The 12,185-nt window shown below is 60.3% G+C and carries 12 protein-coding genes and 1 tRNA gene; 3 read left to right on the forward strand and 10 right to left on the reverse strand.

The window, feature by feature from the left end:
* Position 1: 1 nt before the first annotated feature.
* From FHX08_RS16305 to FHX08_RS16325, 5 genes are all read right to left on the reverse strand, one after another.
* Positions 2–973, reverse strand: coding sequence for an ABC transporter permease (locus FHX08_RS16305; protein ID WP_132653045.1), 972 nt, complete (start codon positions 971–973; stop codon positions 2–4).
* Positions 974–983: 10 nt separating this feature from the next.
* A complete protein-coding gene (locus FHX08_RS16310; RefSeq protein WP_132653046.1) occupies positions 984–2,087 on the reverse strand; it encodes an ABC transporter permease in 1,104 nt (367 codons plus the stop codon).
* 7 nt (positions 2,088–2,094) lie between these two features.
* The gene (locus tag FHX08_RS16315; protein ID WP_132653047.1) at positions 2,095–3,606 is read right to left on the reverse strand and encodes an ABC transporter ATP-binding protein; all 1,512 of its coding nucleotides are present in this window, start codon (positions 3,604–3,606) and stop codon (positions 2,095–2,097) included.
* 72 nt (positions 3,607–3,678) lie between these two features.
* Positions 3,679–4,671 carry a BMP family protein gene (locus FHX08_RS16320; protein ID WP_132653048.1) on the reverse strand — a complete coding sequence of 331 codons (993 nt, stop codon included), beginning with the start codon at positions 4,669–4,671 and terminating at the stop codon, positions 3,679–3,681.
* A gap of 334 nt (positions 4,672–5,005) precedes the next feature.
* Positions 5,006–5,323, reverse strand: coding sequence for a hypothetical protein (locus tag FHX08_RS16325; protein ID WP_132653049.1), 318 nt, complete (start codon positions 5,321–5,323; stop codon positions 5,006–5,008).
* A 222-nt stretch (positions 5,324–5,545) separates the two neighbouring features.
* Between FHX08_RS16325 and FHX08_RS16330 the strand changes: the two genes are divergently transcribed.
* Positions 5,546–5,635 (forward strand) — tRNA-Ser (locus FHX08_RS16330).
* A gap of 335 nt (positions 5,636–5,970) precedes the next feature.
* Entirely contained in the window at positions 5,971–6,177 is a 207-nt protein-coding gene (locus FHX08_RS16335) for a hypothetical protein (RefSeq protein ID WP_132653050.1), read from the forward strand.
* A gap of 184 nt (positions 6,178–6,361) precedes the next feature.
* Here the strand turns inward: FHX08_RS16335 and chrA are convergent, their stop codons facing one another.
* The 3 genes from chrA to FHX08_RS16350 all read right to left on the reverse strand — a co-directional run bounded on the left by chrA (position 6,362) and on the right by FHX08_RS16350 (position 9,368).
* Positions 6,362–7,768: a chromate efflux transporter gene (chrA, locus tag FHX08_RS16340; protein WP_132653051.1), complete on the reverse strand. Its 1,407-nt coding sequence runs from the start codon at positions 7,766–7,768 to the stop codon at positions 6,362–6,364.
* 5 nt (positions 7,769–7,773) lie between these two features.
* Positions 7,774–8,586, reverse strand: a complete 813-nt coding sequence (locus FHX08_RS16345) for a chromate resistance protein ChrB domain-containing protein (RefSeq protein WP_132653052.1) — start codon at positions 8,584–8,586, stop codon at positions 7,774–7,776.
* A gap of 524 nt (positions 8,587–9,110) precedes the next feature.
* Positions 9,111–9,368 (reverse strand): hypothetical protein, encoded by a 258-nt coding sequence (locus tag FHX08_RS16350; RefSeq protein WP_132653053.1) that lies wholly within the window; start codon positions 9,366–9,368, stop codon positions 9,111–9,113.
* Positions 9,369–9,381: 13 nt separating this feature from the next.
* Between FHX08_RS16350 and FHX08_RS16355 the strand changes: the two genes are divergently transcribed.
* On the forward strand, positions 9,382–10,362 hold the full coding sequence (locus FHX08_RS16355) for a DUF72 domain-containing protein (RefSeq protein WP_184327325.1): 981 nt from the start codon (positions 9,382–9,384) through the stop codon (positions 10,360–10,362).
* Position 10,363: 1 nt separating this feature from the next.
* On the opposite strand, the gene pncB is transcribed toward FHX08_RS16355, so the two are convergent.
* Positions 10,364–11,668, reverse strand: a complete 1,305-nt coding sequence (gene pncB, locus FHX08_RS16360) for a nicotinate phosphoribosyltransferase (RefSeq protein ID WP_132653055.1) — start codon at positions 11,666–11,668, stop codon at positions 10,364–10,366.
* Positions 11,669–11,844: 176 nt separating this feature from the next.
* Entirely contained in the window at positions 11,845–12,138 is a 294-nt protein-coding gene (locus tag FHX08_RS16365; RefSeq protein ID WP_132653056.1) for a hypothetical protein, read from the reverse strand.
* Positions 12,139–12,185 lie beyond the last annotated feature (47 nt).

Below are 12,185 nucleotides of genomic sequence, written 5' to 3' on the forward strand. Positions count from 1 at the left end.
ATCAACGCTCCTTTACATAGGGCACGCCGCCGGCCTTCGGCGGGATGGCGACGCCGATGAAACCGGCGAGCAGCACGCAGGTCAGAATATAGGGCAGCGCCTGGAAAACCTGAACGGGCACCTCACCAATCAACGGTACCGACTTACCCTGCATGAAGTTCGACAATGCATCGAGGAAGCCGAAGAGCAGGCAGGCGAACATGACCGGGACCGGCTTCCACTTGGCGAAGACCAGTGCCGCAAGCGCGATATAGCCCTTGCCGGCTGACATGTCCTTGATGAACGCAGCAGACTGGGCGATCGACAGATAGGTGCCGGAGAAGCCGCAGAGAATGCCGGCGCACATGACGGCGCGGTAGCGCAGCCAGCTTACCGAAATGCCTGCCGTATCGACTGCACCCGGATTTTCACCGACGGCACGCAGGCGAAGGCCGAAACGCGTGCGATAGAGAACCCACCAGGAGAAAGGCACGGCGAGGAAGGCAAGATAGGTGAGGATATTGTTGCCGGAGATCACGCCGGCATAGAGCGGGCCAATGATCGGCACGTCGCGAATGGCATCCGCACCCGGAAGCACGATCGGCGCGAAACGCGCTTGCGGGTCCAGTTGCGGCGTGCGGCCGCCCTGCCCGAACCAGGCCTGACCGAGCACGATGGTGATACCGGCGATGAAGAAGTTGATGGCGACGCCCGAGATGATTTGATTGCCGCGATTGGTGATCGAGGCAAAGCCGTGCACGAGGCTGAGCGCCACCGAGCAGACCACGCCGGCGCCAAGGCCGGCCCAAGCCGAGCCGGTGAGATAGGCCACACAGGCGGCGGCGAAGGCCGAGCCCAGCATCTTGCCTTCGAGACCGATATCGAAAATGCCGGCGCGCTCGGAAAACAGGCCAGCAAGTGCGGTGAAGATCAGGGGAATGGAGAGCCGGATCGTCGAGCTCAGAACGCTGATGAAAATTTCATAATATTCCATCGTCCGTTCCTCAGGCTCGCTTGAACTGCTGGTAGATATGCACCATCGCCGGGCGGAACATATATTCCAGCGCGCCGGCAAACAGGATCACCAGACCCTGAATGACGAGGATCATCTCGCGGGTGATGTTTGGCATTTCGAAAGAGATCCAGTCGCCGCCCTGATAGAGGACGCCGAAGAGGATTGCGGCGAAGATGATGCCGAGCGGATGGTTTCGTCCCATCAGCGAGACGGCGATACCGACGAAACCCGCGCCACCGACGAACTCCACCTGCAGGCGCGCCGACGAGCCCATGACCGGGTTCAGCGCCATCATGCCGGCCAGCGCTCCAGAGAGCAGCATAGCGATAATGACGATACGCGCATAGGGAATCCCGGCATAGGAGGCCGCTGTCGGGCTGACGCCGAGCGTGCGCATCTCAAAGCCGAGCTTGGTGCGCCAGACCAGGACCCAGACGAACCAGGCCGCGACCAGCGCAATGATGAAGGAGACATTGAACGGAGCAGCACCGAGTTTGCTGCCGAACATCGCCATGACCCAGCCGAGTTTCGGAAGCTGCCCGCCCTCCAGGAAGGTGCGGGTTTCCGGCGCCATCTTGCCCGGCACGATCAGCACATGCACCAGCAGATAGACCATCAGCGCTGCGGCGATATAGTTGAACATGATCGTGGTGATGACGATGTGGCTGCCGCGCTTCGCCTGCAGGAAGGCAGGAATGAAGGCCCAGGCAGCGCCGAAAAGGCCGGCGCCGACGACGGCAACCGGCATGGTCACATACCAAGGCACATATTTGTCGAGCGCCAGCGCCGCCAGCGCACAGCCGAGGCCGCCGACATAGGCCTGGCCTTCCGAGCCGATATTGAAGAGGCCGGCATGGATGGCGACGGCGACCGACAGGCCGGTGAAGATGAAACTCGTCGCGTAATAGAGCGTGAAGCCGATGCCTTCACCGCTGCCGAAGGCGCCTTCGATGAGCAGCGAGAGCGCGGCCAGCGGGCTTTCGCCTATCAGCCAGACGACGAAGCCTGATATCAGGAAGGCGACGATCAGGTTCAAAAGAGGGATCAGGCCGTAATTGATCCATCTCGGTAGGGGTACGGAAGCAGTGCTCATCAAGGCCTCACGCGGCAATGCCGGCCATCATCAGGCCGAGGGTCTGTTCACCGGCATCGGGCGCCTTCTCGCCGACGACATGGCCGGCGAACATGACAAGGATACGGTCTGAAAGGGCACGGATTTCATCGAGTTCGACGGATACGAGCAGGATCGCCTTGCCCGCGTCGCGCATCTCGATGATCCGGCGATGGATGAATTCGATGGCGCCGATATCGACGCCGCGGGTCGGCTGGCCGATGATCAGCATTTTCGGGTCACGCTCGATTTCGCGGGCGACGACGATCTTCTGCTGATTGCCGCCGGAGAAATTCGCCGTCTTCAGCCGCGGGTTCGGCGGGCGGATGTCGTACTTCTCGATCTTCTCCATCGCATCCTTGCGAATGGCTTCGAGATCGAGCAGCGGTCCGCGGCTGTAGCCCTTATGGCGATGATAGCCGAGCACGGAATTCTCATATTCCTCGAATTTCAGGACCAGCCCCATGTGATGGCGGTCTTCGGGAATATGGGCGAGGCCGAGCTCGCGAAGCCGGGCCGGATCAGCCTTGTCGATTGGCTGGCCGTCGAGCAGGATTTCGCCTGACGCCGGCTTGCGGATGCCGGCAATCGCCTCCAGCAGTTCCGATTGGCCGTTGCCGGCAACACCGGCAATGCCGACGATCTCGCCGGCGCGGACATCGAAGGAGACGTTGTCGACCATCGTCACGCCCCTGTTATCCTTGACCGTAAGGTTGCGGATGGACAGAACGACATCGGCGGGCTTTGCCTCGCCCTTCTGGACGCGCAGCAGCACGCGGCGGCCGACCATGAGTTCGGCCAATTCCTCGACTGTAGTCTCGCTCGTCTTGCGGGTGGCGACCATCTCGCCGCGGCGCATGACGGAAACCGTATCGGTGATCGCCATGATCTCGCGCAGCTTATGGGTGATGAGGATGACCGTCTTGCCCTGATCGCGCAGCACGCCAAGGATGCGGAAAAGGTGATCGGCTTCGGCCGGCGTCAGCACGCCTGTCGGCTCGTCGAGGATCAGGATTTCGGCGCCGCGATACATGGCTTTGAGGATTTCCACGCGCTGCTGCAGGCCAACCGGGAGCTGCTCGATCAGCGCATCCGGATTGACCTCCAGGCCGTACTCGGTTTCCAGCCGCTTGAGTTCGGCGCGGGCGGAAGCAACGCCCTTCGCCAGCAGCGCGCCGCCTTCCGCACCGAGCATGATGTTTTCGAGGACAGTGAAATTATCGACCAGCATGAAGTGCTGGTGCACCATGCCGATGCCGGCTGCGATGGCGGCCTGGCTGTCGCGGATGGTGACCGGCTGGCCGTTGACGCGGATCTCGCCGCTATCGGCATGGTAAAAACCGTAGATAATGGACATCAGCGTCGATTTACCCGCGCCGTTTTCCCCGATGATCCCGTGGATCGAGCCCTTGGCGACGGTGAGGTTGATGTCCTTGTTGGCGTGAACGGCGCCGAATTTCTTGTCGATGCCGACAAGTTCGATAGCAGGCTGGTCTGTCACAGCAGGCTCCAAATAAGAAAAGGGCGTATGGCGAAAATCCTTGTCCGCCATACGCCCGATCTCAGTTTCGACTCACTTCGGGCAAGCGTTGTCCGTGGTGTAATCGTGGACCTTGACGGTGCCTGCGACGATGTCGGCCTTGGCCTTGTCGAGGGCAGTCTGCATTTCGGCCGTGATCAGCGGCTTGTTGTTGTCGTCCATAGCAGCGGCAACGCCGTCTTCCTTGATGCCGAGGGCCAGGACGCCGGGCGTGAACTTGTCGTTCTTGGTGTCGTTGAAGGCATTGTAGACGGCCAGATCGACGCGCTTGACCATCGAGGTCAGAACGGAACCCGGATGCAGGTGGTTCTGGTTGGAATCGACGCCGATCGACAGCTTCTTGTTGTCGGCTGCCGTCTGCAGAACGCCAAGACCGGTTGCACCGGCTGCTGCGTAAACGACGTCTGCACCCTGATCGATCTGGTTCTTGGCGAGCTCGCCGCCGCGAACCGGGTCGTTCCAGGCTGCACCGGTCGTGCCGGTCATGTTCTGGAAGACTTCGATGTCGGACTTGACGGAACGAGCGCCCTGCTCATAGCCGCATTCGAACTTGCGGATCAGCGGAATATCCATGCCGCCGACGAAACCGACCTTGCCGGACTTGGAAGCGAGGCCAGCGAGAACGCCAACGAGATAGGAGCCTTCCTCTTCCTTGTAGAGGACGGAGCGGACATTCGGCTTGTCGACGACGGAGTCGACGATGATGAACTTGGTATCCGGGAATTCAGCGGCAACCTTCTCGACAGCCGAGGTCCAGGCGAAGGAAACGGCAACGACCGGGTTGAAGCCGCGGCTTGCAAAGTTGCGGATAGCCTGCTCGCCCTGGGTGTCGCCGGTGGGTTCGAAGTCACGGTAGGCGATGCCGGTTTCCTTCTTGAACTTTTCGGCGCCGTTGAAGGCCGCTTCGTTGAAGGACTTATCGAACTTCCCGCCGGTGCCGTAAACGAGAGCCGGCTTGATGTCGGCGGCAAGCGCCGTCGTCGACATCGCTGCCACGGCAAGGAGGGTGAGAAGGGATTTTTTCATGAGTTTGCAGCCCTGTTGTTACTATTTGTTTGGGGTCCTCCCGCAAGCCTTTTGAGGCATGTCTGCGGAACCACCGACCTCCCCCCGGAGGCCTGGCTGCGTGCATCCTTGCATGGCTCAGCGAAAAATTCACCAGAAATTTTTCGGTTGGTAAAGATTTGCCATCATTGCTGAAAATCAGTCCTCGGGTGCTGAATTCTGGGCAAATCTGCCGCTAAAGTGCGGATTTTCTGATCAACGGCGCCTCGTCATCAGCACCAGAATCCCGCTGCTTCAGTACCGGCCGATCGTGCCCGTTCCACACCCTGCAGATAGTGCTGGCTGGCGTCAGCGGTCAGGCGGTAAAGCGGCCAGCCACCGGCGGCTTCTTATAGCCGATCATCCAGAAGAGGAGCGACAAGACCAGAAACACGGCGAAGGCCGGCTGCAACATGAGCCACTGGAAGATAAAGGCATAGAAGCGCGGGTGGATATAGTAGGAGAGGGACGACTGGAGCGCCGTCAGCGTCGTGGGGCTGACATCCTGCCAGGCATCGGCCATCGGGGTCATGATCACTTGCGAGGATGCGACGGATTGAATCGAATCGATGGTTCCGGCAATGACCGCCGCTGCCAGCGCAAACAGACTGGCGAGACGCAACAAGAAACGCATCAAATCCTCCGACGACGGTAATGCCTTGATATCCGGCGAGCCGCGCCATTGTCTACCCAAACCAGACATAGGTTTGCGGCAGACACGGCGCAATGGACGGCATGCGCGCAGTTTTATCAGAAGAAGTCAAAAAACTGTTAGATTTGGGTTGATCGGCAAAAATTCATCGGTATATATCGCGCCGTTCCGACGATTTGCTCCTCTCCGGTGCGAAACGCAAATGGACAGGTGGCCGAGTGGTTGAAGGCGCACGCCTGGAACGCGTGTGTACGTGAAAGCGTACCGAGGGTTCGAATCCCTCTCTGTCCGCCATTTTTCCTTACGTTAATGTTCTGAAATTTTTGCATTATTTAATGCCGACTCGCCTGCCTCCGATCGCTGAGAGTTCTGTGCGGCGAAGCATTCCCAGCCGCAATCATCCTCGGAAAGGCGCTTGGCCACGAGCGATGGTGACTGTGCAGATAACTAACGCGCAGGCAAAGCAAAAGCTAATGGACCAAGCGCGTCCTATGTGGCAGCCAGCCATTTAACAAGGTAGCGACGAATTTCTTCGGGCTGGTCTACAACGCCATCGTAAGACGATAAGCTGCTCCGGACTTTCAGCACAGAACCACTTCATTGCCAACGACGGAGAGGGGAGACCAGCGATGACGAATTTCAAGGCTGAGGACGAAGCGATCGGAACGATCATCCTGATGGAGGAACTGTTTCAATCCCTGGTCAAGTCTGGCATCGTGCCTGCAGCCGTCATGGCGGATGTCGTGCGTGGCGCGGTTGCGAGGCTGGATACGACCGATCATTTCGGCGCCGGCGCGGCTGTTCGCCATTACTTCGAAAGCTGGCTGTCGAAGTAGATACCTTTCCGGAAGCAATCACGCCGAAATCAGCAGAGTGCGATGAGCTGGATCTCAGATCCGGCGGCGTAGGATGCATAGGCAATTTTCAACACTCTCTGGGAAATGTCGGATTCAATAGCTGTCATGTCATCGTCTGACATTTCCCACACGGCGTATGCATCCTATACAGGCGACAGAACTTCTAAGAGGAAAAAAGCACTGTCCACGCAACGCCCAAAGCAGCTGTCGTCGCCAGGATCGGTATCACCGACATCCTCAGCCGGAAGATGGCGACTGCGGCGAAGATGGTCAGCGCCAGAGGCGGCAAGGCGATGGACGTCAGGACGGGCAGATCCATCGTCCACGCCCTATAGGTAAAGCGCGTCGTCTCGCGGAACAGCACATGCAGCCCGAACCAGACGGCGAGATTGAGGATCACGCCGACGACGGCGGCGGTGATTGCCGACATCGCACCGCTAAGTGCCACATTGCCGCGCATCTTCTCGATGAAGGGCGCGCCTGCGAAGATCCAGAGAAAGCTCGGGATGAAGGTGACCCATGTCGTCAGCATGGCGGCGAGCGTTGCGGCCGTGAGTGGGCCTAATGGTCCCGCTGAACGATAGCCTGCCAGGAAGCCGACGAACTGCGTCACCATGATCAGCGGCCCGGGAGTGGTTTCCGCCATGCCCAGACCATCGAGCATTTCGCCCGGCTGCAGCCAGCCGAAATGTTGCACCGCCTCCTGTGCGACATAGGCGAGCACCGCATAAGCGCCGCCGAAGGTCACGACGGCCATCTGGCTGAAGAACAGGCCGATCTTGGAGAAGGTATTGTCGGGACCGAGTGTGAGGAGAAGGAGAGCGACCGGCAGAAGCCATGCGGCGGCAAGCGCGCCCGAGGTCTTCAGCGACCACGCCAGATTGGGGCGGGCGTGGGCGGGGATCTCCTCGCCCAGAAGCGAATCCCTGTCTTCCAGGATTTTGCCGGCGCCGGATTTGTGCCCGCCGCCGAGCTTGAATGCCGTCATACCGGCGCGCGCACCGAAATAGCCGATCAGCCCGGCCGCAAGGATGATCGCCGGGAACGGAACATGCAGGAAGAAGATTGCAACGAAGGCGGCGGCTGCGAGCCCCACCATGACATTGTTCTTCAGCGCCCGGCTGCCGATGCGGAAGACCGCCTGGACCACGATCGCCAGAACCGCGCATTTCAGGCCGAAGAACATGCCCGCGATGACGGTCACGTTTCCGAAGATGACGTAGACATAGCTCAGCGCCAGGATCGAGAAGAGGCCCGGCAGGACGAAGAGGATGCCGGCGATCATGCCGCCCAGAGTCCTGTTCAGCAGCCAGCCGATATAGATTGCCAGCTGATGGGCTTCAGGCCCGGGCAGCAGCATGCAGTAGTTCAGGGCATGCAGGAACCTGTGCTCGCCGATCCACCTTTTTTCGTCGACGAGGATGCGATTCATGACGGCGATCTGTCCTGCCGGGCCGCCGAAGCTGAGGGCGGCGACGCGCGCCCAGACCTTTACGGCCTCGGAGAGCGGCACGACATCCTTTTGGGCCGAGCCGGGCTGCTCGGCCGCGTCTTTTGCAAGGTCGGTCATGGGCTCTACCCCTTCCTGGGATTGGGCCAGTTGTGCGTCTCGTCGGTCGCATCGCGGCACCAGCGATAGAAGGCGTCATAAAGCAGCATTCCGGCCTCGAGCTGCGCAAGGTCATCGTTGAACATGCGGGAAAGGCCGAGCGATGCCGCCAGGAGGCCGGGCGCTTCAGGTGCAAGGTCCGGCCGGGCGGTGTCAGCGCCGCGAACGATCGTCGCAAGGTGCAGAAGCGGCTCGGTTTTGAGGCCGAACTCTTCGATCATAGTGTCGAAGGTGCAAAGCTCCCCTCGGTGGCTCCAGAAGACGTTTTCAATGTCGAACGGCACCGCGTTGAAGCGATCGGCGACATCAGGAACCTCGGCGGCCGGCACGAATAGGAAAACGGCCGAGGGATCGACGAAACGGCGGATCAGCCAGGGGCAGGCAATGCGGTCGATCTTCGGCCGCGCCCGCGTGACCCAGACAGTCCGCCCCCTGGCATCGCGCGGCGGCAGCTTGACGTCGGGCACCAGAATGCCCTTTGCATCGCGCCAGCCTTCGAAACCGCCTTCGAGAACCTCCGCTTCAACGCCGAGGGCGCGAAGGTGGGCGGCAGTCCCATGCGCGAGCTTCTGGCCTCGCTGGCAGAGCACGATGACCGGACCGGCCACTTCGCCCGCCCAATCGGCCACGGTGCGATAGTCGCGGCGAGTGGAGCCGGGAACAAGGCGCGGATCGGCGGCAAAATCCTCGTCGTTGCGCACATCGATAATCGTCGGCAGGTTGGGCGTGCCGATGATACGGTTCAGCTTATCGGAAGAAATTTCAAGAAATGACGGCATAGCGCGTCCCTCCGTTTGTTCGGGTTCAAAGGACGCGATTCTTTGGCCTTGGCCTCGTGGGGTGATCGCAACCCCATATCTAATCCTCTGCTCTTCGTGGTCTAAAAGTCAAGCCTCGTGGCGCATCACCGCTGCTACGCCGGCCGGCTCCATCGTTTCCACTTTCCAGAGCGTCGCATTCAAGCGGTTTTTCCGCGGTGACGACTATCTGGCCGTTGACGATGAGTCCCGAGTACTTGCGTAAAAATCCGCCGAAGCGAGCCGGTTCCATGGAGATCGGGAAGCGCTTCCCTCAGCGTTCAGTCAGGTTGATTGTCTAAGGGATCAACCGTCCCCTCCTGCCAATTTCGGCTGTTGTCCAGGACCTGCCGGTCGGCAAAGCCGCGATCACTCCTTCGTTAGCGGACGGAACCTTATCTAATATCTGCGGTTCTTTAATGGACCGCTTGACGTTTGTTCCTCAACCTTAGATCAGATCGCCGGCGGTCTACCTTCCGCCCGCGTCAGCGGGCGTCTTTTTGCCCTTAAAAGCGACGTAAAAAACGCACCACTTCTTGCGTCCGGCGCCATCGGGTGCGGGAATCGACATCGACGAATGGAAGCTGGCAGGCCCAGCAAATGCTGGCGCGGCTGATGCCGGCCGCCTCTTTGATTTGCCTGATGCCCAGCAGGATTATAGGGTCCTGACGTACCTGACCGTATCCGTGAAGGCCCTGCGAGGCGCTGGCGGCAAGGCAGCGCCTTTTGGGAACAAGCATGCGCCGGCTCAGTTTCCTTTCCATGGCAAAAACCTCCATGGCAAAAGCGGGCACGATCCGCATCGGCATATCGGGATGGACCTATGCGCCCTGGCGCGGTGTCTTCTATCCCAAGGGGCTGGTGCAGAAGCGCGAGCTTGCCTATGCCTCGCGGCAGTTTCCCTCCATCGAGATCAACGGCACATTTTACGGGCTGCAGAAGCCGGACGCTTTCGCCAGCTGGCGCGATGAAACCCCTGATGGTTTCGTGTTTTCGGTCAAGGGCTCGCGCTACATCACCCATCTCAAGCGCCTGCGCGACATCGAGAAGCCGCTTGCCAATTTCCTCGCCTCCGGCCTCTTGCGCCTGGGGCCGAAGCTTGGGCCGATCCTCTGGCAGTTTCCACCACGGCAGAAATTCGATGCCGAGCTCTTCGAGAACTTCCTGTCAATGCTGCCCAAGGATACGGATGATGCGGCCGATATGGCGAAGGGGCATGACGAGCGGCTCGACGGCCGCGCCTGGACGAAGAGCGAAGCGGCGCAGCCGATGCGGCATGCGCTGGAAATTCGCCACGACAGTTTCTGTGCGCCCGAATTCATCGAACTGCTGCGCAAGCACAAGGTCGGGCTGGTGGTTGCCGATACGGTGGAATGGCCGTTGCTGATGGATGTGACGGCCGATTTCGTCTATTGCCGCCTGCATGGATCGGAGCAGCTTTACGTCAGCGGCTATAGCGATGAGGCGCTTCATCGCTGGGCCGGGCGCATCGATGCCTGGACACATGGAATCGAACCCGAAGATGCCAACCGCATCAAGCCGCCGCTGAAACGATCGGCAAGGGGACGCGATGTCTATGTCTATTTCGACAATGACGTGAAGGTGCGTGCGCCAGTCGATGCCCGATCGCTTGCCGAGCAGCTCGGCGTCGCTCTGCCGCCTGACGACAGTCTCGCCGTCAAGCCGAAACGCCGCGGCGGGAAAACAATGGTCGAGGAGCCACGCCGGCACTGGCCAGCTCTGCGCACTTCACCTTAGTCTAAACCAGCACCGCCTGATCGGTGCGATCCTCGGTGCCGAAGAACTTCAGATAGCGCTCGACCTCGGCCGGTTCGCCAGTCGCCTTTTGCGGGTTGTCCGAGAGCTTGACCGCTGGGCGGCCATTGGCGTCGCTGACCTTGCAGACGATGGAGATCGGCAGGAAGTCGGACGTATCGGTTGGTGCACAGCCGGCAAAATCGTTCGTCAGGTTGGTGCCCCAGCCGAAGCTCATGCGCACCCGGCCCTCGAAATGCTTGTAGGTATCGATGATCGCATCGACATCGAGCCCATCGGAGAAGATCAGGAGCTTCTGGCGCGGGTCGCGGCCCATCTTCTTCCACCAGTCGATGATCTTCTCGCCGCCTTCGATCGGTGGGGCGCTGTCCGGGCGGAAGCCGGTCCAGTCAGCCACCCATTCCGGCGCATCGCGCAGGAAGGCGGCCGTTCCGAAAGCATCCGGCAGCACGATCAAGAGGTTGCCGCCGTAAAGCTTGTTCCAGTCGCGCAGCACCTTGTAGGGCGCGTTCCTGAGCTGCTCGTCCGTCTCGGCAAGAGCGGCGGCCACCATCGGCAGCTCATGCGCATTGGTGCCGACGGCTTCCAGATCGGAATCCATAGCCAGCAATACATTGCTGGTGCCGGTAAAGGCCGGGCCGATGCCTTCCTTCAGCGCTTCCACGCACCAGCGCTGCCAGAGGAAGCTATGGCGGCGGCGGGTGCCGAAATCGGAAATGCGCAGGCCCGGCAGCTCGCGCAGCTTCTCCACCTTGGCCCACATCTTGGCCTTGGCGCGGGCATAGAGCACATCAAGCGTGAAGGGACCCATCGCCTTCATGGCGGCGCGCGAACGCAGCTCGTTGATGATGGCAAGGGCGGGGATTTCCCACATGGTCGTTTCCTTCCACGACCCATGGAAATCGAGCACATATTGCCCGTCCTTCTTGGAAAGCTCGTATTCCGGCAGCTGGAAATTGGAGAGCCAGGCGAGGAATTCCGGCTCGAAGATCTGGGCGCGGCCATAGAAGCTGTTACCGGCGAGCCAGATCATCTCTTTCTTGGCGAGCCGCAGCGTGCGCGCATGGTCAAGCTGCTCGCGCAGCTCGCCCTCATCGATCTCCTCGGCGAGACGCACGCGCTTGGTGCGGTTGATGAGGGTGAAGGAGGCCTCGACGTCAGGATAGAGCTTCCAGATCATCTGCAGCATCAGGAGCTTGTAGAAATCCGTATCGATCAGACTGCGGATGATCGGATCGAGTTTCCAGGTGTGATTGTAGACGCGCCTTGCTATATCGGTCCTGGCCATGAAACTCCTGCCTGTCCGTCAATCCGGTCAGGTGCGGCCGTTTGCGACCAGCGCACGAAACCGGCTCGTGCGCCTTCTTATCGAAAAATAGATCGGCAAAGTCCAGAAAAAACAACACGCGAGTTACCTCAGCGGAGTGGCTGCAGGACGCGCTTCAAATGTATGGTATCAACCCGTCATCGTGCCGGTGCGGCAGGCTGGGCGGGCGCTGTGCCGCCATTCTGCGGCGGAGGCTGCGGAACCTGGGACTGCATCTGCTGGCCGGGCTGCTGCGGGGCGACATCATTGGCTTCCTTCTGACCCCAGATCTCGACGGGGATCCAGACGAGGAAGGCCAGCACCAGCGCAGCAATCAGCACGGCCAGGATGCGATAACCCGTACGGCCCTGCTTGGCCTTGACAGGCGAAATCTGTTCTTCGGCGTGAAGCTTTTGATCGGACTTTTCCCAACGCGTTTCCGTATGGGTCATGATCGTCTCCTTCCGGTAATCCGCAGGTTTCGGCTTGCGGAGCTCCT

The organism is Rhizobium sp. BK529 (assembly GCF_014194105.1).
Taxonomy (GTDB): Bacteria; Pseudomonadota; Alphaproteobacteria; order Rhizobiales; family Rhizobiaceae; genus Rhizobium.

Coding starts and splice junctions, on each gene's coding strand:
- FHX08_RS16335 (WP_132653050.1), top strand. CDS start 5,971: ATGACGAATTTCAAGGCTGAGGACGAAGCGATCGGAACGATCATCCTG.
- FHX08_RS16365 (WP_132653056.1), bottom strand. CDS start 12,138: ATGACCCATACGGAAACGCGTTGGGAAAAGTCCGATCAAAAGCTTCAC.
- pncB (WP_132653055.1), bottom strand. CDS start 11,668: ATGGCCAGGACCGATATAGCAAGGCGCGTCTACAATCACACCTGGAAA.
- FHX08_RS16350 (WP_132653053.1), bottom strand. CDS start 9,368: ATGGAAAGGAAACTGAGCCGGCGCATGCTTGTTCCCAAAAGGCGCTGC.
- FHX08_RS16310 (WP_132653046.1), bottom strand. CDS start 2,087: ATGAGCACTGCTTCCGTACCCCTACCGAGATGGATCAATTACGGCCTG.
- FHX08_RS16355 (WP_184327325.1), top strand. CDS start 9,382: ATGGCAAAAGCGGGCACGATCCGCATCGGCATATCGGGATGGACCTAT.
- chrA (WP_132653051.1), bottom strand. CDS start 7,768: ATGACCGACCTTGCAAAAGACGCGGCCGAGCAGCCCGGCTCGGCCCAA.
- FHX08_RS16345 (WP_132653052.1), bottom strand. CDS start 8,586: ATGCCGTCATTTCTTGAAATTTCTTCCGATAAGCTGAACCGTATCATC.
- FHX08_RS16320 (WP_132653048.1), bottom strand. CDS start 4,671: ATGAAAAAATCCCTTCTCACCCTCCTTGCCGTGGCAGCGATGTCGACG.
- FHX08_RS16325 (WP_132653049.1), bottom strand. CDS start 5,323: ATGCGTTTCTTGTTGCGTCTCGCCAGTCTGTTTGCGCTGGCAGCGGCG.
- FHX08_RS16305 (WP_132653045.1), bottom strand. CDS start 973: ATGGAATATTATGAAATTTTCATCAGCGTTCTGAGCTCGACGATCCGG.